The organism is Clostridium thermobutyricum DSM 4928, from assembly GCF_002050515.1.
In the GTDB taxonomy this organism is placed as follows: domain Bacteria; phylum Bacillota; class Clostridia; order Clostridiales; family Clostridiaceae; genus Clostridium; species Clostridium thermobutyricum.
Genome location: NZ_LTAY01000081.1, coordinates 25,738 through 47,276 on the forward strand (window position 1 = coordinate 25,738; position 21,539 = coordinate 47,276).

The following is a 21,539-nucleotide window of genomic DNA, read 5'->3' on the forward strand; positions in this document are numbered from 1 at the left end:
CTCTCCTTTGTACATTGTAGCTTTTATTATACTCTCTATTATACACTTGTCAATAAAAAAAGTGCCAGAAATTTCTGACACATTTTTTAGAAGCCTTTTTCAGCTAAATAATTTACTGCACTTAAAGCAGCTATATTTCCTTCACCAGCAGATTTAATATATTGATATGGTTTCCCTACACAATCTCCTGCAGCAAAGCATCCTTTTATATTTGTTCTCATTAATCTATCTACTTTTATATGACCATCTTCTATTTCTAATCCAGGTACAAGTTGAGTTGGTGGAACTGCATTTTTTAATAAAAATACTCCATCAGCTTTTAATTCATTTCCTGATTTTAGTACTACCTTTTCAACTTTTGTTTCACCACAAATTTCCTTTGGTTTATCTTCTATAAGGTTTATACTATCATTTAATTTAAACTCTCCTCTATACATAGGAATATAGTTTACATTATTCGCAAGCTCACTTACATAGTTTGCCTCCTCTTCACCTTCTTTAGAATATGAAACTATAGTAACTTCTTTTCCTCTATAAAGAGGAGCATCACAAGTAGCACAATATCCTACACCTTTACCTAAGAATTTTTCTTCTCCTTCTAAAGGTTTAGTATATTCTATACCTGTTGCTAATATAACTGTTCTAGCTTCATACATTTTTTGATTAACCATTAAAGTAAAATAATCTCCCATTGAATAAACATTGTTTATTCTCTCTTCAACTATTTCTATATCCATTTCTTTCATATGATTTTGGAAATTTTTAAGTAAATCTTCTCCTTTTATTGCACTAAAACCTAAGTAATTATTTATATGTGGTGCTAAAGCTAATTTATTGCTTATTTGTTTGCTTCCAAATATAATGAAGGATTTATTTCTTATCTTTGCATTTAAAGCAGCAGATATTCCAGCAGGACCACTTCCTATAATTGCAATATCATATCTTTCCATTTATATCATATCCTTTAATTATCTATTGCTATCAATCATTGAAATAATTTGATCTTTTGGTAAAAATCCTACTAATGTTTGCATATCTTGCCCATCTTTAAATACTTTCATTGTTGGTATGCTTTGGATTCCATATTTAGTTGATACTTCTGGACTTTCATCAACATCAACTTTAACTATTTTAACATCTTTTAATTCTCCATCTAATTCTTCTAAAATTGGAGCTAACATTTTACAAGGCCCACACCATGTAGCAAAGAAATCTACTAAAACTATTCCTTTTTCTTCTAAAACTTCTTTATTAAAATTTGTATCATTTATATGCATTGTCATATTAATCTCCTCCTACCATACCCCTTAGGGGTATAACTTTTTTTATTAATTTTAATCCTTTTTATATTTTTAGTCAACCTTTTATTATATTTTACCTTTTTTAAATATATTTTATGCTAATCTCCATTATATAATTTATTTCTTTTATACCAATTTTGATAATATTTTATATAAATTTAAAATTTTCTAAAATACTATAAAATTTGCTTCTTCTATTCAATTAAGCAAATTAAATTTATTAATATTAGAATTTAAAAATCTGATATAAACTACTTATTTAATAGCTTGTCCATAATACTTTTTATTTTTAATTAGAAATTTTTATTTATATATATCTACTACAAGCCCTTGAATCTCATCTATAGTAGAAGCAATATTTATATTTTCTATTTCATTCTCTAACAATTTATTTGTAAGTTCCTCTAATTTATTATCAATAGTTTCTACAGTTATAAAGTATTGAGTTTGCCAAAAGCTTATATCTTTCTTGTTTTCATACATATATTACAGAACTGATTCTAAATATTCTTTTATCATTCTTTTATAAGCTCTAACATCAGCATAAGTTTTTGTTATAACTAATCTATTTCCTTTTTTCTTTATATCACTAATCATTTTTTTAAGCTGTTCTCCAGATTTTCTATCTCTTGCTTGATTGAAACTTTGTGAAAAATCTTTTTTATTTGAAATCTTATTTCTTTCTCTACCTATGCTTCCGTTTCTAACTCTACCAATCTCCATAATATTCCTCCATAATTCTCTTTAAAAATAGCTGCTTCAATTATTTATTTTTGAAACAGCTATTTTAAATTATTTTATTTAATTAATTTTGTTCCTTCTGGTCCTTGCTCTATTCTTCCTTCTTTCATAAGTCCACCAAGAGCCATTTTAAAGTAGTTTTTACTTGTTTTAAATTCTCTTTTTATATCTTCTGGATTTGATTTATCATTAAATTCCATAAATCCATTATTTCTTTTTAAATATGAAAGTATTTTTTCTTTTATCTCTTCTCTTGCATCTAATCTTTTCTTTCTAGTAGAAAGTCCTATAACACCATCTTCATATATTCTTTTAACTCTAGCCTCTACAGTATCTCCTGGATATATAACTTCATCATGTTCATTTCCTAAAATTATACCTCTATATTTTCCATCTATAGCAACCTTTAAAGTTTCTCCACCACTTCTAGCATAAGTTATACAACTAACTACATCATCAACTTTAAAGCTTCCTTCTTCGGCTACATCTAAATAACCATCAACTTCAGTTGTTCCTGCTATTCTTCCAGTTTTATCTATATATGCATGAATTAAATATTTCTTTCCATCTAAAAGCTTAAATCTTTGCTCTCTAATAGGAACAAAAAGGTCTTTTTCTAATCCATTGTTACAAAATGCTCCAAAAGAACTTTGTGAAACAACTTCTAAATATCCAACTTCTCCTACAGTTATTATAGGTTTTTTCATAGTTGCTACTCTTCTATCACTTGAATCCAAGTAAACAAATACCTCTATTTCATCATCTAAATTTATAGTGTTTCCATCTAATAATGATTTTGGAAGTAATACTTCTTCTCCTCTTTCATCCTTTAAAAAGAATCCAAAATCTCTTTCTTTGCTTACTACTAATTTATTATATTTTCCTACTTCTATCATTTTTCCTCCTAAGGGTTTGTTTATTTATATTTTTTGCTTAATTCTAAATAATGTTTTGAGGATTCATTTATTCTTTCAATTTCATCTTCCCTAAGTTTTCTAACAGCTCTTGCTGGGCTTCCTATAATTAAAACACCCTCTTCAAATTCTTTGTTTTCTGTAACTAACGCACCTGCTCCAACTATAGAATTTTTACTTATTTTTGCACCATTTAATATTATTGAGCCCATTCCAATTAAAACATTGTCATCTATGTGGCATCCATGAACAATAGCTCCATGACCAATAGTTACATTTTTTCCTATTTTTACATCAAAATCTGTATCCACATGAATTGAAGCATTTTCTTGAACATTTGAATTTTCTAAAATAGTTATTTTATTCATATCTCCTCTTAATCTAGCTCCAAACCATATACTACAGCCTTTATTTATTTTTACATCTCCTATTATATCTGTACTTTCTGAAATATATGTATCTTCATCTATACTTGGAATTTTATTTTCAAATTTGAGAATCATAAAATCACCTCTCTATTTTTATAATTTTATTTTATCATTTCTATCTTTTATTGTCATTATTTTAAAGCACTATGAACTATATATAAATATATAGAAATAAAAATGGAGGTATTATGCCAAGTAAAGTTTCAAATAAAAATTTAACAGATTCCATTATAAGTAATTGTAAATTTTTCTACGGTGGATTCCATGGACATAGCTCTCTTTCAATTGGTGAAGGCTCTCCAATTGATTGTTATAATTATGCTTATAGAAACAACTTAGACTTTTTAATATTAGCTGACCACAGTAGCTTTTTTCTAAATAGAGAACATAAGTGGAATTTTGGATTAGAGCAATGTCATAAATTCAATAAAAAACGTGAAGGATTTACTTCTTTTTACGGATTTGAAGGTAAATCAGAATTTTTAGGAGATTTAAATATTATTAATTCAAAAAATTATTTTATTGGAAATGTATCTAATCCTTTAGTACTTATGATTTGGATGCTTAATAATCCAAATGCTTTTATAATAATAAGTAATCCTCTTAAAACTATTTGCTTAAGAGAATATGATTTTAATTTAAATAAAATAATTTCCTGTGTAGAGGTCACTAGTGGAAATAGTGAAAGATATTTAAGAAGAGAAAAATATTTTTTTAAACTTCTTGATAATGGTTGGAAACTTGGTTGTGTAAATGGAATTAATGAAACAAAACTTAATTTTGGTGACACAGAAAATTTAACATGTATTATAAGCCCAAAAGGCTCAAAAGAAAATCTTATACAAAATATAAGATCACGCCACACCTACTCTACTGAATCAAAAACATTAAAATTATTATTTTTTATAAACAATACATTTATGGGTGGGATATTAAATAATTCTGAAGAATTGCGTTTTACAATAGTTATAGAAGATAAAAACTATGCTATAAATAAAATTGAAATAATTTCAAATGAAGGTGTTGTAGTTCATCAAATTCAAAATATAGGATTAAAAAAAATAAAATATATCTATAATCATATCCCTAATGTTAAAGAAACTTGGTATGTAATAAAGGTTTATGAAGAAACAAATAAAATAGCCTTAAGTTCACCAATCTTTTTAAAATAACTAATAAACCTTTATAAAATATTATTTACTGTTATAAATAAAAGTTAAATAAAAAACCAAAGGCTATTATGCCTTTGGATTTCCTTTATCTTTCATATGCTTAACTCTATTTGGCTTAGCTTTTGGTTTCATTTTTATTTGCTTTTCTTTAGCTTTTGGCCCACCTGTTTGTAATATATCTAGGAACCAGAAAACTGATACTAAAATTATTATTGTAAATACTATTCCTATCCAAGTATTTGTAACTTTCCCTGTAAATTGTATAACAAGTAATATAATAGCTACTGCTAATGGAATAAATTTATTTACTCTAACTTTTGGAAATACATACATTTTTCCTAAAAATATTAGTCCTACTGATACTGCCAAAAGTACAATATAACTTATTACTGTTGTAATTATGCTCACCATATAAAATATGTCCTCCTAAAACCGCTTTATATTATATATAGTAATTTAAATTGGACATTTTTTCAATACATTCTATATTTATTTTACATATATATTCCTTTTGATTTCTTATACTGTAAATTTTTATCAAAATAATAATATTTAATAAATTTTTTGAACATTTTACATTCTTCACTTTATTAAATTAATTTTTTTTGTTAAAATAATATACGATTTATATATTTATCAGATTATTGAGGTGATAATATGGCTAACAATAATAATTTACAATTAGACGAGCTAGATCTTCAAATATTAGATTTACTTATTAAAGATTGTAGAACTCCATACTTAGAAATAGCTAGAATTTGCCACGTTAGTGGTGGAACAATTCATGTACGTATGAAGAAAATGGAAGATATGGGGATAATAAAAGGTACTAGAATAATTCTAAACTTACCTAAACTTGGATATGATGTATGCTGTTTTGTTGGAATTTTCGTAGACAAAACTTCTTCATTTAATTATGTTTTTGATGAAATGCAAAAAATTAAAGAAGTTGTTGAACTTCACATAACAACTGGAGCTTACTCAATTTTTGCAAAAGTTATTTGTAAGAATATAAGTGATCTTCAAGAGCTTCTAATGCATAAAATTAATACTATTGATGGAATTCAAAGAACTGATACATTTATTTCTTTAAATCAACCCATTGATAGAAACATTACTTTATAAATATAATTTTAAAATAAGAATAATACTTTTTAATAATGGGAAAAATGAATTTACTGGACATTATTAAAAAGTATTTATTTTTTTATTTTAAATACATTTATTCTTTATTTTTTATTAAGTTTTATTTAAGGTTCAGAATTTATAATTATAGTATAGAAATATATTAGGAGGAATTTATGGATATTAATACTATAGTTTTAGCATTCTTCATTTATTCTTTTTTAGGATGGTGTACAGAAGTAGTTTATCAATACTTTAAACATAAAGTTTTTATAAATAGAGGATTTTTAAACGGACCTTTTTGTCCTATATATGGATTTTGCGCATTGCTAATAATTACATGTCTTTCAGACGTACATTTAAACTTCATATGGTTATTTATTCTTACTTCAGTACTAACATCTGTAGTTGAATATGCAACAAGCTTTTTCCTTGAAAAATTTTTCGCTTTAAAATGGTGGGATTATACAGAAGATCCTTTTAATCTTCATGGACGTATATGCTTCCACTTCTCATTAGCTTGGGGATTAGCTTCAGTTTTCCTTGTTAAAGTGTTAAATCCTTTTATAATATCATCTATAGGAGATATAACATCTAACGTTTTAGGATTTCTTGCAATTATAGTTGTTACTTATCTTTCTTTAGATTTTTGTGTTACACTTTATACTTTAATAATGGAAAAAATCAATGGAAGAAGAAAAGCTTTTTTAGGAAATACTGACGATTTTGATTATACAAATAAATAGAAAAATAAAGAAAGTGCTTTCTAAAAGATAGTACTTTTTTATTTTCTAAATTGAATAATACATATATAATAAAAAAGCAAGTATTTAAAATACTTGCCTTTTTAATTTAAAACATAAAATATAAAACTTTATATATTTTTTCTCTGTTCTCTATTTTTTTAGTATAGAATTTTTCTGCGTAATCTTTCATATCAATTTTTGAATTTTTTTCTACTCCATTTCTAATTGACCAATTTCCAACTAAATCTCTTAAACTTTTCCCATTGCTCTTTGATAAATAATATGTTCCCAACTGAATATTTTTATCATTATTAACTATTTCTTCAGGCTTAAAATTTTTATCTCCAATTTCTTTTGCTAATTCTTTTCCTGTTTTAGCAGTTAATTTCATAAGTCCACAAGCTTTTCCGTTATTATATGGTATTTGATTGAAGTCTGTTTCAAAATGTATAATAGAAGCAATAAGTTCTGGTTTAACATTATATTCTTTTGCATATTTTTCTATTATTTTTTTATCTTTAATAGGAAAAATCACTTCTCTTACAAATATTCCAACCCCCACTAATAGAATAAGTATTATAATTATTATGTTTATAAATTTTTTCATGTATTTACCCCCAATTTTCTAATATTATCAATTTTTATTCTCTTGTACATTCTTTTTTATTTCTAAATCTAATTCCATCTATTTTAAAATAAAACTCTACTTGAATTTAATTTATTATGAGTAATTTCAATAGAACTAAATTGATAACTAAATTATAAGGTAAAGTAATAAATCTTCCTATTTAACTTCATTACATTATACTTTCATTTATGTAAGATAAAAAAAAGACATACTAAAAAGTATGTCTTTTAATAATTATTTACTTAATTTTTCTCCCATCATAACACCCATTGCTGATGCCATCATAAGACCTCTTGTCCACCCACTTGAATCACCTAAACAGTGAAGCCCTTTTATGTTTGTCTCAAAATTGTTATCTATTATTACTTTATTACTGTAAAATTTTATTTCTGGTCCATAAAGTAAAGTTTCGTCACTTGCAAAACCTGGAACAACTTTATTCATTGATTCTATAAAGTTAACTATATTAGTCATTGTTCTATAAGGTATAGCTGAAGTTAAATCTCCTGCTACTGCATCTGGAAGTGTATATCTTACATTTGATCTATCTAATTCTTTTTGCCAAGTTCTTTTTCCGCTTAAAATATCACCATATCTTTGAACTAAAATACTTCCATTTCCAAGCATGTTAACAAGTTCTGCAACTTTTTTACCATATTCAATTGGCTTATTAAAAGGTTCTTCAAAATTATGTGAACTTAATATTGCAAGGTTTGTATTTTGAGATTTTAATTCTTTATAAGAATGTCCATTAACAATTGCTAAATTATTATCATAATTTTCTTGAGATACAAATCCACCTGGATTTTGACAGAAAGTTCTAACCTTATCTTTAAAAGGTGCTGGATATCCAATAAGCTTTGATTCATATAAAACATTATTTACACTTTCCATTATCTCATTTCTTACTTCAACTCTAACTCCAATGTCTACAGTTCCAGCTCTATGTTCTATATTATGAGTAACACACATATCTTTAAGCCAGTCAGCACCTTTTCTTCCTGTTGCAACAACTACAGAATTTGAAAATATTTCTCTTTCATTATCTTTTTTAGCTGAATCTACAACCTTAACACCTTTAACTTGTCCACTTTCTATTATTAAATCTTTAACTGTTGTATCAAACTCTATATGAACATTATTTTCTAAAAGATAATTTTGTAATTTTAAATATATCTCTTGAGCTTTTTCTGTACCTAAATGTCTTATAGGACAATCAACAAGTTTTAAATTTCCTTCTATTGCTTTTCTTCTTATTTCTTTTACTGCTTCTGGATTATCAATTCCTTCAACTCTTTCATCTGCACCGAATTCTAAATATATTTTATCTGTATAATCTATATAATCTTGAACTAGTTTTCCTCCAATAAGTTCTGGTAAATCTCCTCCTACTTCATAATTTAATGAAAGTTTTCCATCTGAAAAAGCTCCTGCTCCAGAAAAACCAGCAGTTATATGACAGTATGGTTTACAACTTACACATTTATTAGTTTTTATCTTTGGACAACTTCTTTTATCTATACTTCTTCCTTCTTCTATAAGTAAAATCTTTTTATCTTTATTTCTTCTTCTAAGCTCTAAAGCTGTAAAAATTCCTCCTGGCCCTGCTCCAACTATAATTACATCATAATTCATAAAACATATCTCCCTTTTTATAAATTTAACCCATAGTAGAGCTTTTTAAGGTGCTCCGTAGAAACATTTCTCCATATTAGAAACTTATACAGGTATAATTCGGATTTTTATTTATTATTCTTCCTATATTTACATAATACTTTAATAAAATGCTCTGTTTTAAAATACTATTGATAATACATACTTAATTTAAAATACCAGTGATTTAGAAAGCACTAGCCCTTAGTTCGTAATATATTAATATTTTGCAGTAGTTAAAATACCTTTTTGTATTATTTTTTCTCTTCACCATATAATAAATTTACTTCACAATATGGGAATGATATCTCATCAACATTGTATTTTGGGTCAAACCTCATTGGCAATAATACATTCTTTTTTTCAATCATAAATATCTCCTATTTATACTTCCTATAATAATACTATTGCGTAATAATTTATATTTTAATTATACATTAATTCCAGATTTTAATTACATATTTTTTAAAATATAAGTATTGGTAAATTTTTAAATTCATTTATTTTAGTATAATTATGAGATATATTACTATGAACAATAAAGTTTTTAACTCTAATAAATTCTTTTTCTGAACTAAATGTATTTATCCATTTATGCCATTTCATATAATTACTAAGATATTTTGTTGCAACACCATTAAACCTACTCATCCATCTTTTTAAATTAGAATGAAGGCTTTTTATATGTTGAATATGATATATATCTTCTTTATGCTTACCTCTTTTAATTCTTTTATGTCCTAATTCCATATCTCATGCAATTTGTATATGACTCTTATGACTATCAGTACAAAGAATAGAGTCTTCTCCTATGCAATTAGCACAAAGTTTTTTCAATTCTTCCTGTGCATAATAACTCTATAATTAAGTTTCCTTGCCTATCAAGAGTGATACCGACACATACTTGTTCATTAGAAATCCCTCTTTTCTTAACTTGTTTTCATCTTTTACGAGAAGGTCTTAGCATATTTATAGGCTTAATTCCTTTATATGAATAAGCAAAAAAACTTCATCTGCCTCAACTACGCCATCAACAGGCCTACACCAAGAAATTCACTTATACAGTTAAGAAATTTATGTCTCCAAAAAAACTTGTTGCTATATTTATTTCAACTATTTCAGCACATTTCCTTATTGAATAACCATTTAACATGTATTTAGCATATTTAATCCACTTGTCCAAAGTTTTTTTGCTGTTATATGTTACAGAGTTAGTGAAATCAGTAAATGTCTTTCTACAATTTTTGCAAATATATCTTTGTTTGTTATTATATTTACCATTTCTTAATATATCCTCCCCTTTGCAATAAGGACACACTTTCCCCTTAGAAAATCTCATTTTCTTAACGTCTTTAGTAATTTGAGTAACTTGAGAAGCTGAAATAAGACGTTTTTATAAAAGGGCTAAAATTTGTGTTTGTTGATATAAAGATAAATTTTCAATTTCTGATAATATAGATAATACATTTGCCATAATTAAACCCCCACAACTCTTCATATTAATTATTATACACTTATCTGAAAATTTTAATCAATAATCAACACTTATTTAAAACAGAGCCTTATAGAAAATAAACATCAAAAAATAGTAGCCCTAGGTCGAATTGTAAAGCTACTATTTTAATTAATAAAATATAGTGATACTAGTTGCCTAAGCAACTATATTTGTATAAATGAGAGTGAGCCAACACTCTACTTTTTTTTATTCTTTGTATTTCTTATTTACTTATACATAAGTTCAATCTATTAAATAAAAGATTTATAATCTCACTTATATTATATCAAATTTTCATGAAAAATAAACATCTAGAATTAACTAAATAGTATATTGAATATAAAAGTTTAAATATCTATGATTATACCTATAAACTTACTACTATTTATTCACTTAAATGATCTGTTAAATTCTATTTAGAGTTTTTTCATTAATTATTCATTCTCAATTTTTCCATTTTAGTTATTACTAAAGTTTAATATAATCATATTTCTTATCTTTAACTTTAAAATCCTCTACTGCTTTTCTAGTTGCTCTAAGCTTATCTTCAACTTCCTTTAAGTTCGTTCTAGCCATACCTAAAAATAGCATATCTATAATTGCTAATTGAGATATTCTAGAGCTCATAGCACCTTCTCTTAAAGATTTCTCTACAAAAGGAACTCTTAAAACTATATCTGAGAGACCTGCTAAAGTATTATCTATACTAGCTTTAGTTATAGATATAACTTTAACGCCTTCCATTCTTGCATTTTCAACACACTTTAAAACTTCCTTTGTTTCTCCTGAATAAGAAATAGCTACAGCTACATCATTCTTTTCCATAAGAGCTGATGATGTTAGTTGAAGGTGAGTATCATTATGGGCTATACATCTTTTATTTATTCTGCTTAATTTGTAATAAAAATCCATCCCAACTAAACTAGAAACACCAACGCTATATATATATATATTATTAGCTTCATTTAATGCTTCTATTGCTTTTTCTAACTCTTCTTCTTTTAAAACTCCTAAGGTTTGATTCATTATAGAATCTATAGAACTTTTAACTCCCCTTATTATATTAGTTGTAGATAAATTACTATGAAGATATTCAAAATCCTCACTATCATCATCACTTTGAAGATTTACAGATAGCTGAAGCTTCATTTCATTTAAAGAATCAAAGCCTATCTTCTTAGAAAATCTAACTACTGTTGGAGCTGAAGTATTAGTAGCATCCCCTATTTCTTTAGCTGACACCCCTATAATGCTTTTCTTATTATTTAATAAGTATTCTGCTATAAGCTTTTCACTTTCAGTAAAACTATCAAAATTTTGCTTAATATACTGGAAAACATTCATATCCCATCGCCATCCTTTATCTTATTTGGCAATATTAAAGTGAAATTTTTTACCACCATTTATATATTTTAATAAATAAAAATCCTTTTGTAAAATAGAAGCCACAACATTTGTTCTACTATCAGCAGCATTCTTAACTTTTAGTATTTGAAGTTCCCCCATATATCTTAAATAATCCTTATTATCTATAGTAATATCCCCTATTTTCTTATCTATAGTATTGAAGGGTTCGATTGTATCTCCATTTAAAATTAATCTACTTTCACTTGCTCTTATTGCATCTCTAGCTTCATCTGTTCTAGCAGAATATACTTCATCTAATAACCTTAAAATAACTTTATCTTCTGTCTTCACTTCTATATCAAGTTCAATAACATTAGGATCTAATGAAGCTAAATCTTCTAATTCTTTTAAGCTTGGTAGTGAATCCCCTATAAATACTGATTCATTTCCTAATGCAAATAAATGATTAGCAGCCTCTATTACTTCTAAGCCTCTATGATCTTCAAGAGTTGGAAGACCATCATTAAGAGGACTTCTTTTTCTATTATTAGATTGTACAAAAGCACAAGTTTTAATACCTCTACTTTTTAATGAAGTATTTTTCTCAATCATGCACTCTTCAGAAATAGCTGTGCCAATTCTAGGATAAAAATTATGAAGAGCATCCATATTTTCATAATTAGGTGAAAAACTATCTAATATTTCAAAAAACTCTTCTGTAATAGTAGAAGCATTTAATTGAATTTTAATTCCATAAGTATTCTTACTCATAATAGAAATTTCTTCTTCAGTATAACCAAAGTCAATTCTAATAGTCTTAACTCCCATATTATGAAGACCTTCTAAATCCATATTCTCTAAATCTAAAAACCTAAAAGTATTTGGAGAAATATCACTTATAATATCCATATCATACTTCTTAGCTAAATCAAAAAACTCCCTAACTTCTACCTTAAGGACATCATAATTAGCCTCAGGAATATGTAAAGAAGTAAAAATTCTAGTAAAACCTAATCTATGTGCATCCTTTAATAATTGAATATTTTCCTCCTTTGTATTATCTAAACCAAAATAAACCGAAAAACCAAAACTCATAACATCACTTCCTTATTTAAAAATAGAGTTGTTTCTGCTTCAAACTGCTGAAGGTAAAAATTCAACGAGTTGAATTTCCTCCATCATTCTTTAATTTCTTAATTATAAAGCAAAATGTAGTTATAGGTATTACCCATTACCTATACCCCATCAACTACATCTTTTTTCAATTAACAATTCATAGTTAACAATTAATAATTATGTATGAAACTCAGGATAATCCTGAGTTTCCTAAAACAAATCATCTATTTTCAGAAATTCAGCCTTAGCTGAATTTCATCCTTAATTCTACATTCTACATTATTCATTCTAAATTATTATTCCACTGGGTCTTCAAATCCAAGCATTTCAGTAAATAAGTATCCTGCTACGTATGATACTAAAACACCTATTAAGAATACTAATATCTTTCCATCTGATATTAATAATGCTAGTGGCAATCCTGATACTCCCATAGCAACTGCTCCAACTTTGAGGAATGCCATAACAGCTCCACCAACTCCAGCTCCTAAACAAGCTCCAAGAAAAGGTTTACCTAATGGTAATGTTATACCGTATATTAAAGGTTCTCCAATCCCTAAGAATCCTGGTACTAATCCATTCTTAGCTGTTTTCTTTAATCTTTTATTCTTAGTTCTTCTAAGAACTGCAATAGTTGCTCCAACTTGAGCCATACCCGCTGTTGCAAGTATTGGAAGTAATACTGTAAATCCTACATTTGCAATTAAGTCTGCATGTATTGGAGTTAAAGCTTGGTGCATTCCAGTCATAACTAATGGTAAGAATAAAGCACCTGAAACAGCTCCTGAAATTACTGAAACAATAATATTATCTGATGCTATAGTTTGAGATACAATTATTCCAATTGAGTCAGATATAAATCCACCAACTGGTTGAAGTACGAATAACGCTGCTAAAACTGATATAGTTAAAGTTACTAATGGAGTAACGAATAAATCTAATACATCTGGCACAAATTTTCTACATACCTTTTCAATATAAACTGATAAAACTACTACTAAAATAACTGAAATAATTCCGCCACGTCCTGGAGTTAATGCTTTACCGAAAATAGTAATGTTAGCTAATCCTGATGATGATAAGATTCCGCCAAGAACCCCACCCATCATAGGCATTTCAGAACCAAATTCTTTAGCTGCATTTACACCAACTAAAATTGAAAGAATTGAAAATACACCGTTACCTATAAGACCGATAATTTGTGCTGCTGTAGTTGTTTTATACGCATCACCAAATTGAACTCCACAAATATTATTAACCGCCAGTACTAATCCACATGCAACGAATAATGGAATTAATGGAATAAATATACTTCCTAATTTCTTTAATATATTTTTAAATTTAGTATCATTTTTAGCTTTTAATTTTTCTTTAGTTGCCTTAACAGCATCTTCACCTATAAGTACTTTTTTACCTACTAATTTACTAACTTCTGCTGTTACTTTATTTACCTTACCTGGTCCATATATTACTTGAAGTTGTCCTTCTGCATTTACTACTCCTAGCACACCTTCAGACTTCTTAATAGCGTCAATATCAACCTTAGAATAATCAAAAAGTTCCATTCTACAACGTGTCATACAGTTAGCAACAGATTTTATATTATCTTTTCCACCAACTAACTCAACTAAATTTTTAGCAATTTCCAAATTTGTCATACCCTATTCCCCCATTTAATTTAATTAAATATTTTTAAGTGCTTCAGCTATATAACCCTTGCTTTCTTCAAGAACCTTTCTAGCTTCTTCTTTTTCTAACTTTGAAAGAATCATAAATATTGAAAGCTTAACATCAGAGTTTGTTTCTTCTAAGTACTTTCCCGCTTTTTCCCTAGTTACTCCTGTTGCTTCGCAAACTATTTTCTTTGCCCTTTCAACAAGCTTTTCATTTGTTGCTCTTACATCAACCATTAAGTTTCCATATACCTTACCAAGTTTAATCATAGTTCCTGTTGATAACATATTTAGAACTAATTTTTGTGCAGTACCTGACTTTAATCTAGTAGATCCTGTTACAACTTCTGGTCCAACAACTGGTGCTATTGAAATCTTTGCTGCTTTTGAAACTTCTGATCTAGCATTACAAGTTATAGCTATCGTCATTGCTCCAAATTCATTTGCATATTCTAATCCACCTATTACATAAGGTGTTCTTCCTGAAGCTGCTAGTCCAACGATAATATCATTTGCAGTTATATTCTTATTTTTTAAATCTTCAAGAGCTAATTCTTTTGAATCTTCTGCTCCTTCTTTAGCTCTAAAGATTGCCTCATGACCACCAGCAATAACTCCTTGTACCAACTCTTCTGAAACTCCATAAGTTGGTGGACATTCCGAAGCATCTAAGATACCTAATCTTCCTGAAGTTCCAGCACCAATATATATTAGTCTTCCCCCCTTGTTCATTCTTATAGCAATTTCATCTATCGCCTCTGCAATTCTAGGTAATTCTGCTTCTACTGCTTCTGCTACTTTCTTATCTTCATTATTAATCATTTTTACCATTTCTAATGTAGAAACCTTATCTATATTTAATGTATTTTGATTTCTACTTTCTGTCGTTAATTTCTCTAAATCTATTTTCTTCATATAATACCTCCGAATTTAGTAAGTATATAAATCGTTTACTATAATATTATACTAACATATGTGAAATTTAATTTCAATATTTTTTCAAAATAAATAGAATAAAATTTCATATTTATGATATATAAATGACTTATAATTTCATAATTAAACATAATTATGTATTTTAAAACTATTCATATAGTATTTTTATATATTCTTTAACTTGAGTTTATGAAACATAATTTCAAATGGTCAATTGTATTAAAATATGAATTATTAGTGGGATTTCAAATGGGTAAAAAGTAGATAAAGGCTTTCTATTAATCTATTGGAAATTAAGTTATAGAAGGAAGTTTATAAGGACTTTGTGGTATATTCCTATATTTATTATATCGATTGGAATTATTGTTTTTCTTGGTAATGGAATATTTGTTATTAGAATAATGCCACTAATATTGATAATTTTATTTATACTTCAAATAATATATAACTATACGAAGTGGGAAAAAGAGGAATAACAATAAATGTGTTATATATTTAGAATGTAGCAGTATTCAAGCAAAATGTTCAATATTTTCAATATACAATTTTAATATATTACGAACTAAAGACCAATGCTTTCTAAATCACTGGTCTTTTAAATTCAGTATATATTATCAACATTATTTTAAAACAGAGCCTAATAAAAAAGTTTTTTCAAGAATTTTTACATATAATATCACCATTTTTTTATACATATTATTAAAGGTTTAATAACCTTATATCATAAATTACTATCAATTTTTTATAAACCTTATTTATAATTTTTATTATGATTTTTATACCATTCTACTTCTAATAATGATTTTATAGTTGATGGATATGCAAGAGCTGTATATTCAAGTCTAAGAGAAGTATTGCTACAGCAAGCTATTCCTGCATTTTTCATTCCTAATGTATCTGCTATAAGCTGTGCTCTATAAAGATGAAAATCATTTGTTACTATAAGAATTTTTTCATTTCCTGCTCCTAATTTATCTAGAATTCTTTTAGAAAATTCTATATTTTGAGCAGTATTTTTAGATTTATTTTCTTGTATTATTCTATCTTTAGATATTCCATTAGAAATAAGATAATTTTCCATTGCTTCTGACTCTGGAATTACTTCATTTGCTCCTTTTCCGCCAGATAATATAACTTTTGTCTTTGGATGTTCTTCTAAATAATCAATTCCTAAATCTAATCTTTTTTGAAGTAAAGGTCCTGGTTTATAACCATTTAATCCTCCACCTAATATAATTTCATAATTATAATTTCCAACGTTATTTAATGTTTTATATGTATCCATCTTATAAATATAAAATCCTTCAAATAAAACATATGATATAAGGAATATACATGTAATAAGTCCTAATATATAACCTAAAATTTCGAATTTCTTTTTATTTTCCTTTTTTCCCTTCTTCACCAAACGAATTGGAATTATTATGAAAAATATTAAGAATACAATAAAAACACCAAAAGCCAAAAAAATGATATAAGAATTTCTTACCATTTAATTCACCTCTAATTTTAGATTATCATATTTATAAATTCACTATTTGACAATAAAATTACAATATTATTTCTTAATAAAAATTAAATAGAATTTTTAAATATTATATATTTATTTTTTTAATTTTATTTTCATAATCTAAAATCATTTCATTTAATTATTTTAGATTTTTATTATAAATTTTAATAAAAAAACATCTTAAAATTTCTTTTAAGATGTCTTTCTTTTATATTATAATTTTTTAATTTCTTCAAATAATTCTAATGCTGCTTTTCTTGGGCCTGTTTTTTCTTGTCCTTTTACGCCTAAACAAGTTTTTATTTGACCAACTTTAACTTTTCCTTTAAACATTGCATTAAAATACTTATCTAATAATATATCTGTTTCTTTCTCTTTTTGTGCTGGTCCAAATGGATTTGCAAAATAACTTTCAACTAATCCTTTTTCACTTGTAGTTCCTTTAGCCATTCTTGCTCCTGCTCTAAATACTTTTATAGCTTCTTCTGGAGTATTAAAATAATCAATTGAAGGATCTCCTTCTTCTACTTTTGTATAGTTATTTGCATAGTAGAAAAGATCTACTTCATATCCTTTAATAATCTCTTTATATGGTGCAACTGGCATAACAAGTCTTGCATTAACCTTATCTGGATTCATAAATATACTTCTATCCATTTCTTTAAATGCATATCCTTGGTCTAGGTCATCAAGTCTTACAAATGCTCCTATTTCAGTTCCGTATCCTTTAATTTTTCCATCTTCTAATTTGAAAGTTCCCATATCATCAAAAAGAATTGTCATATCTGAAATATAGTCTTCACTTAAAGTTCTAAGAGCTTCTAAACTTTCTGATTTACCTGCTCCACTATCTCCCATTATTACAACATTTGCTGTTTTTCCATTCTTTAATGTTATATTAACCATTGCTCCGTGTATTGGTAAGTTTCCATTTTTAATCATCTTTAAGTTATGAAGAGTTAATGTCATTTTCTTTAAATATCCAAAATAATCTACATCTTCTGTGTAATTAACATATCCTAACATGATGTCATTTTTCTCATCATTATAGAATACAGTTTTTGCATCTCCTTCATTGTCTTTAGCACCATAAATATAAATTAAATCTGGTTTTTTACCTCTACATTCATCTTTTCTAGCCATTTCAAAAAGGTTTGACATAGTTATTCCATGTGCCATAAAATCTCTGTGGAAATAAACATAAGCTAAAAGTTCCCCAACTTTTGCAGGATAGCAATACCAGTGGTCTCTATCTAATTTTGTATATTTTAATGGATTTTCATCTATTTCTGAAAACATTCCTGTTCTTGTATTTCTTTTAGGATATGTTATAAATGGAGTTTCTAAAAGTATACTATCTATAAATGGTATTCTCTCTAATTTTTCATATCCATTTGGAACTGGCCATAAAATTTCATTTATCATAATACATGAATTTCCACCTGCTGGTATTTGTCTAAATACTTTTGGCTCTTTTCCTAATATATTTTTTTCTATTTTTCTATAAAACTTTAATATAAGCTTTGATAATCCATCATTTGCTTCAGTAAAACTCATAGCAGCTAAACCTGAAGATTTTTTCCCACCATGGATTAAAGTATATCTTTCAAGTCTTCTCCAGAATAAATATAATTCTTCAATTAATACTATTGCTTTATCTTTATCTTCTAAAAAATTTCCATATTTATTATTTAACTCTTTAATATCTTTTAAATCAAGAACAGTTAAATACTTAAATATTTTTAATAAATCTCTTCTAAGTTCTACAGCATCATTTGTTTCTAAAGCCTCTGTTAAATATCTATAACTTAAAGTATTTTTCTTTTCTATTTTTTTTATAAAAGCATCTACTACTCTTCTAAATCCTTCACTATCCAAAAGTGATTCAAAATTAGAACAGTATTTAGTTGTAAAATTTATTATTACTTTGTCATTACTCATTGAAAAATCTCGTTGCATTCGTATGCCCCCTTTTTGAAATTTTAATCTATTTAAAATTGCATTTTTCTTTTATTTTCTTCGATTTATTGTAATTATATCATAAGTTATGAAAGTTTGTGAATATATTTTTTGCATTTTTCTAACATTAAAGCTTTACACTACAACATTTGACATTTTAACCTAAACTAATTTTTTTTATGTACTCTTTTTTAATTAATATTTTCAAAATTTCATATTTTTATTTTTCTTTACATAAACAAAAAAGCAGATTTGTATATACAAATCTGCTTTAACAATCTATATTATTTTTTTATTTCTATAGTTTCTTTATCTGTTTTACCAGCTTCAGCATTTTCTATAGCTTTTTGGAATAATTGCTTAGCTTGAGCTGTTGAACCAGTTGCTCCAGTTACTCCATCAATTTCATGATTTTGAGCTGCTACCACTTGCTTTTCAAATTCAACTTCAAAAGTTTCTGGACTAGTTTTAGCTACTTCTTTCATTTGAGCATTATATTCTTTATTTTCTCTCTTATTACCTTCTTTAGTAAATTCATTATATTTAGCTTCAGTTATTTTCCCATCTTTAACTGTTATTGAAACTTTTGCTCCACCATCTTTATCGTCTTTAGTGTCTACTTCATAAGTTCCATCTTTCATAGTTTGCTTTGTAGCTTCTTGTGGTTTTTCTTCTGGCTTATCTGAACCTCCACAAGCTACTAGTGACATAGCCATCATTGCTGAGCATAATACTAATACTAATTTCTTTTTCATTTTTTCTCCCCCTATGTATACTATACTTACACTAAGGATTATACCTCAATTCTAATCTATTATATTAATATATATTTTCTATGCTATATAGCTTTTTTCTATTACCACATATCATTATTTATATTATAAAATTTAATTATATTAATATTATTAGGAGAAAGTCATTGAAAAGCCTTAAATTGTTAAAAAAATTCGATATTATTATTATTATTTGTTTGATTATACTATCTTTTTCTCCCCTTTTTATCTTTAATATTGCATATTCAAAGGAGAATAAAGCTAAATACATAAATATTTCTGTTGATGGAAAAATAATTGAAACATTAGATATAACTAAAAACGGAGAACATATTATAAATACGCCTTCTGGGAATAATACTATATCAATTAAAGATGGTGTTGTTTCTATGATAGAGGCTGACTGTAAGGATGATGTTTGCGTTAAAACTCCAGCAATATCAAAATCCTTCCAAAGTATAATTTGTCTTCCGCATAAATTAATAGTAGAAATTAGAGGAAAGGAAGAAAATCATTCAGATGATGATATGATTTTTTCACATTAGATTATGTTTAAAAGAAAAACTTCAAAAATGGTTTATATGTCACTTTTAATTTCACTTGCATTAATACTTTTTACAGTTGAAAGATCAATTCCTACTCCATTTTTAACTCCTGGAGCTAAACTAGGACTTGCTAACCTTATAATAATGATAAGTATCTATACACTAGATAGTTATAGAGAAGCTTTTATAGTTTTAGTTCTAAGGATAATATTATCAACTATGTTTGGTGGAGGACTATCTACACTTTTATATAGTATTTCTGGTGGAATATTAAGCTTTACAGTAGCCATAATATTAAAAGAGGTACTTAAAGATAAAGTATCAATAATTGGAGTTAGCGCAGCTGCTGCTTTCTTCCATAATGTTGGACAACTTATAGTCGCTTCATTAATTTTAGAAAATATAGGAGTATTTTTATATCTTCCTGTTTTATCTTTTATTGGAATAATAACAGGAATATTTATAGGAATATGCTCAAATTATTGTTTAGTACATTTAAAAAAACTTAGACTTGCATAATACTTGTCTAAGTTTTTTTATTTTCCTGTTATAGTAATATACTTAAACTCTTGTACATCTATAATTTCAGGCTTCTTTTTTGGAATATATATATCTTTTTCATGTTTTCTCCACTCATGTTTCATTTTTTAAACTCCCTTTCACCATAATTCTCTTTTAATCTTTATATCGTAATCTAAAATTAAATCTATAGCATAAAAATCATTTTTACTTTTATATTTTTTATTTAAAAATACTAGTAAATACTAACCTAAGTATTTACTAGCTTCTCTTCTACTTAATCCACTCATATCATTATTTTCTACAAAATCACTAACCCAAATTTTATTAGTTTTTGAGTATTCTCTTAATGCCCATCCAATTGCTTTTCTTATAAAAAATTCTTTTTCATTAAGATTAGGTTTTATAGCTTTTTCAAGTATATTAGTATTTGTTTTTTCTTTATACTTTAATTGAAATATAATAGAACTTCTTCTTATCCAAAAATTTTCATCTTCTATCCACTTGATAATATATGTATCTATAACTTCAGGGTAGTTTTTACAAATTTCTCCTACTAAATAACTAGCTATAGGGTCTATAGTGTCCCACCATGGCTTATTTCTTATTAATTCTTCTATAAATAAAATATCATCTTTTTTTAATTTTTTTCTCATTTTAATTAAATAATCCAAAGCAGCATATTGAAATTCTCTACACTCTTCATTCCATAAACTTCTTACAAACTCTTTATCTATTTCTGCATCTTTAGGTATTTTTTTAAATTCTTCTTTTTGAACTTTTCTTCTTTCAGCTGTCCTAATTCCTAAAAATTCAAAGTTATTTTTCATATAAGCTTTCATATTTTTGGCATTTTCTTCATTTTGTAAATTTAAAAATTTTTTCTTTATTTCTAACACTTATATAGCTTCCTCTCTAGTTCTAACAATGTTATTACATTATTATTCTTTATAATCTT

General features: G+C 26.5%; 20 protein-coding genes, 2 pseudogenes and 1 riboswitch. Of the genes and pseudogenes, 5 read left to right on the forward strand and 17 right to left on the reverse strand.

Features of this window, described 5'->3' with window-relative positions:
• Positions 1-86: 86 nt before the first annotated feature.
• The 5 genes and pseudogenes from CLTHE_RS13635 to CLTHE_RS13655 all read right to left on the reverse strand — a co-directional run bounded on the left by CLTHE_RS13635 (position 87) and on the right by CLTHE_RS13655 (position 3,459).
• On the reverse strand, positions 87-950 hold the full coding sequence (locus CLTHE_RS13635; RefSeq protein ID WP_080023937.1) for an NAD(P)/FAD-dependent oxidoreductase: 864 nt from the start codon (positions 948-950) through the stop codon (positions 87-89).
• Positions 951-968: 18 nt separating this feature from the next.
• A complete protein-coding gene (gene trxA / locus CLTHE_RS13640) occupies positions 969-1,283 on the reverse strand; it encodes a thioredoxin (RefSeq protein WP_080023938.1) in 315 nt (104 codons plus the stop codon).
• 321 nt (positions 1,284-1,604) lie between these two features.
• Positions 1,605-2,024 (reverse strand): annotated as a pseudogene (locus CLTHE_RS13645) (YaaR family protein).
• A 74-nt stretch (positions 2,025-2,098) separates the two neighbouring features.
• Positions 2,099-2,938 (reverse strand): CvfB family protein, encoded by an 840-nt coding sequence (locus tag CLTHE_RS13650; RefSeq protein ID WP_080023939.1) that lies wholly within the window; start codon positions 2,936-2,938, stop codon positions 2,099-2,101.
• Positions 2,939-2,958: 20 nt separating this feature from the next.
• The gene (locus tag CLTHE_RS13655; protein ID WP_080023940.1) at positions 2,959-3,459 is read right to left on the reverse strand and encodes a gamma carbonic anhydrase family protein; all 501 of its coding nucleotides are present in this window, start codon (positions 3,457-3,459) and stop codon (positions 2,959-2,961) included.
• A 113-nt stretch (positions 3,460-3,572) separates the two neighbouring features.
• On the opposite strand from CLTHE_RS13655, the gene CLTHE_RS13660 reads away from it, so the two are divergent.
• Positions 3,573-4,556 (forward strand): hypothetical protein, encoded by a 984-nt coding sequence (locus tag CLTHE_RS13660; protein WP_080023941.1) that lies wholly within the window; start codon positions 3,573-3,575, stop codon positions 4,554-4,556.
• Positions 4,557-4,622: 66 nt separating this feature from the next.
• Here the strand turns inward: CLTHE_RS13660 and CLTHE_RS13665 are convergent, their stop codons facing one another.
• Positions 4,623-4,967 (reverse strand): hypothetical protein, encoded by a 345-nt coding sequence (locus CLTHE_RS13665; RefSeq protein WP_002598176.1) that lies wholly within the window; start codon positions 4,965-4,967, stop codon positions 4,623-4,625.
• A gap of 246 nt (positions 4,968-5,213) precedes the next feature.
• Between CLTHE_RS13665 and CLTHE_RS13670 the strand changes: the two genes are divergently transcribed.
• Both CLTHE_RS13670 and CLTHE_RS13675 read left to right on the forward strand, forming a co-directional pair.
• Positions 5,214-5,681, forward strand: a complete 468-nt coding sequence (locus CLTHE_RS13670; RefSeq protein WP_002598177.1) for an Lrp/AsnC ligand binding domain-containing protein — start codon at positions 5,214-5,216, stop codon at positions 5,679-5,681.
• Between the two features lie 176 nt (positions 5,682-5,857).
• Entirely contained in the window at positions 5,858-6,427 is a 570-nt protein-coding gene (locus CLTHE_RS13675) for a putative ABC transporter permease (protein WP_002598178.1), read from the forward strand.
• A 106-nt stretch (positions 6,428-6,533) separates the two neighbouring features.
• Here the strand turns inward: CLTHE_RS13675 and CLTHE_RS13680 are convergent, their stop codons facing one another.
• From CLTHE_RS13680 to CLTHE_RS13725, 10 genes and pseudogenes are all read right to left on the reverse strand, one after another.
• Positions 6,534-7,034, reverse strand: a complete 501-nt coding sequence (locus CLTHE_RS13680) for a transglycosylase SLT domain-containing protein (protein ID WP_080023942.1) — start codon at positions 7,032-7,034, stop codon at positions 6,534-6,536.
• 255 nt (positions 7,035-7,289) lie between these two features.
• On the reverse strand, positions 7,290-8,690 hold the full coding sequence (locus CLTHE_RS13685) for an NAD(P)/FAD-dependent oxidoreductase (RefSeq protein ID WP_080024025.1): 1,401 nt from the start codon (positions 8,688-8,690) through the stop codon (positions 7,290-7,292).
• 13 nt (positions 8,691-8,703) lie between these two features.
• A riboswitch (purine riboswitch) is annotated at positions 8,704-8,802 on the reverse strand.
• Between the two features lie 371 nt (positions 8,803-9,173).
• Positions 9,174-10,182: pseudogene (locus CLTHE_RS13690) on the reverse strand (IS1595 family transposase).
• Between the two features lie 489 nt (positions 10,183-10,671).
• A complete protein-coding gene (locus CLTHE_RS13695; protein ID WP_080023943.1) occupies positions 10,672-11,547 on the reverse strand; it encodes a MurR/RpiR family transcriptional regulator in 876 nt (291 codons plus the stop codon).
• A gap of 21 nt (positions 11,548-11,568) precedes the next feature.
• Positions 11,569-12,645: a DUF871 domain-containing protein gene (locus CLTHE_RS13700; protein WP_080023944.1), complete on the reverse strand. Its 1,077-nt coding sequence runs from the start codon at positions 12,643-12,645 to the stop codon at positions 11,569-11,571.
• A gap of 317 nt (positions 12,646-12,962) precedes the next feature.
• Positions 12,963-14,324 carry a PTS transporter subunit EIIC gene (locus CLTHE_RS13705; protein ID WP_080023945.1) on the reverse strand — a complete coding sequence of 454 codons (1,362 nt, stop codon included), beginning with the start codon at positions 14,322-14,324 and terminating at the stop codon, positions 12,963-12,965.
• A 24-nt stretch (positions 14,325-14,348) separates the two neighbouring features.
• On the reverse strand, positions 14,349-15,254 hold the full coding sequence (gene murQ / locus CLTHE_RS13710; protein ID WP_080023946.1) for an N-acetylmuramic acid 6-phosphate etherase: 906 nt from the start codon (positions 15,252-15,254) through the stop codon (positions 14,349-14,351).
• A gap of 772 nt (positions 15,255-16,026) precedes the next feature.
• Positions 16,027-16,740 carry a YdcF family protein gene (locus CLTHE_RS13715; protein WP_242945653.1) on the reverse strand — a complete coding sequence of 238 codons (714 nt, stop codon included), beginning with the start codon at positions 16,738-16,740 and terminating at the stop codon, positions 16,027-16,029.
• Positions 16,741-16,998: 258 nt separating this feature from the next.
• Positions 16,999-18,744: a phosphoenolpyruvate carboxykinase (ATP) gene (locus tag CLTHE_RS13720; RefSeq protein ID WP_080023948.1), complete on the reverse strand. Its 1,746-nt coding sequence runs from the start codon at positions 18,742-18,744 to the stop codon at positions 16,999-17,001.
• Positions 18,745-19,028: 284 nt separating this feature from the next.
• Complete coding sequence (locus tag CLTHE_RS13725) at positions 19,029-19,499, reverse strand: FMN-binding protein (protein WP_080023949.1); 471 nt, start codon at positions 19,497-19,499, stop codon at positions 19,029-19,031.
• Between the two features lie 164 nt (positions 19,500-19,663).
• Between CLTHE_RS13725 and CLTHE_RS13730 the strand changes: the two genes are divergently transcribed.
• Both CLTHE_RS13730 and CLTHE_RS13735 read left to right on the forward strand, forming a co-directional pair.
• Positions 19,664-20,062, forward strand: coding sequence for a NusG domain II-containing protein (locus tag CLTHE_RS13730; protein ID WP_158082745.1), 399 nt, complete (start codon positions 19,664-19,666; stop codon positions 20,060-20,062).
• Positions 20,063-20,065: 3 nt separating this feature from the next.
• Positions 20,066-20,581, forward strand: a complete 516-nt coding sequence (locus CLTHE_RS13735; protein WP_080023951.1) for a Gx transporter family protein — start codon at positions 20,066-20,068, stop codon at positions 20,579-20,581.
• Positions 20,582-20,826: 245 nt separating this feature from the next.
• On the opposite strand, the gene CLTHE_RS13740 is transcribed toward CLTHE_RS13735, so the two are convergent.
• On the reverse strand, positions 20,827-21,480 hold the full coding sequence (locus tag CLTHE_RS13740; RefSeq protein ID WP_080023952.1) for a DNA alkylation repair protein: 654 nt from the start codon (positions 21,478-21,480) through the stop codon (positions 20,827-20,829).
• Positions 21,481-21,539: the final 59 nt, after the last annotated feature.

Coding starts and splice junctions, on each gene's coding strand:
- CLTHE_RS13705 (WP_080023945.1), bottom strand. CDS start 14,324: ATGACAAATTTGGAAATTGCTAAAAATTTAGTTGAGTTAGTTGGTGGA.
- CLTHE_RS13660 (WP_080023941.1), top strand. CDS start 3,573: ATGCCAAGTAAAGTTTCAAATAAAAATTTAACAGATTCCATTATAAGT.
- CLTHE_RS13670 (WP_002598177.1), top strand. CDS start 5,214: ATGGCTAACAATAATAATTTACAATTAGACGAGCTAGATCTTCAAATA.
- murQ (WP_080023946.1), bottom strand. CDS start 15,254: ATGAAGAAAATAGATTTAGAGAAATTAACGACAGAAAGTAGAAATCAA.
- CLTHE_RS13665 (WP_002598176.1), bottom strand. CDS start 4,967: ATGGTGAGCATAATTACAACAGTAATAAGTTATATTGTACTTTTGGCA.
- CLTHE_RS13700 (WP_080023944.1), bottom strand. CDS start 12,645: ATGAGTTTTGGTTTTTCGGTTTATTTTGGTTTAGATAATACAAAGGAG.
- CLTHE_RS13695 (WP_080023943.1), bottom strand. CDS start 11,547: ATGAATGTTTTCCAGTATATTAAGCAAAATTTTGATAGTTTTACTGAA.
- CLTHE_RS13650 (WP_080023939.1), bottom strand. CDS start 2,938: ATGATAGAAGTAGGAAAATATAATAAATTAGTAGTAAGCAAAGAAAGA.
- CLTHE_RS13680 (WP_080023942.1), bottom strand. CDS start 7,034: ATGAAAAAATTTATAAACATAATAATTATAATACTTATTCTATTAGTG.
- CLTHE_RS13685 (WP_080024025.1), bottom strand. CDS start 8,690: ATGAATTATGATGTAATTATAGTTGGAGCAGGGCCAGGAGGAATTTTT.
- trxA (WP_080023938.1), bottom strand. CDS start 1,283: ATGACAATGCATATAAATGATACAAATTTTAATAAAGAAGTTTTAGAA.
- CLTHE_RS13725 (WP_080023949.1), bottom strand. CDS start 19,499: ATGAAAAAGAAATTAGTATTAGTATTATGCTCAGCAATGATGGCTATG.
- CLTHE_RS13735 (WP_080023951.1), top strand. CDS start 20,066: ATGTTTAAAAGAAAAACTTCAAAAATGGTTTATATGTCACTTTTAATT.
- CLTHE_RS13675 (WP_002598178.1), top strand. CDS start 5,858: ATGGATATTAATACTATAGTTTTAGCATTCTTCATTTATTCTTTTTTA.
- CLTHE_RS13635 (WP_080023937.1), bottom strand. CDS start 950: ATGGAAAGATATGATATTGCAATTATAGGAAGTGGTCCTGCTGGAATA.
- CLTHE_RS13720 (WP_080023948.1), bottom strand. CDS start 18,744: ATGCAACGAGATTTTTCAATGAGTAATGACAAAGTAATAATAAATTTT.
- CLTHE_RS13655 (WP_080023940.1), bottom strand. CDS start 3,459: ATGATTCTCAAATTTGAAAATAAAATTCCAAGTATAGATGAAGATACA.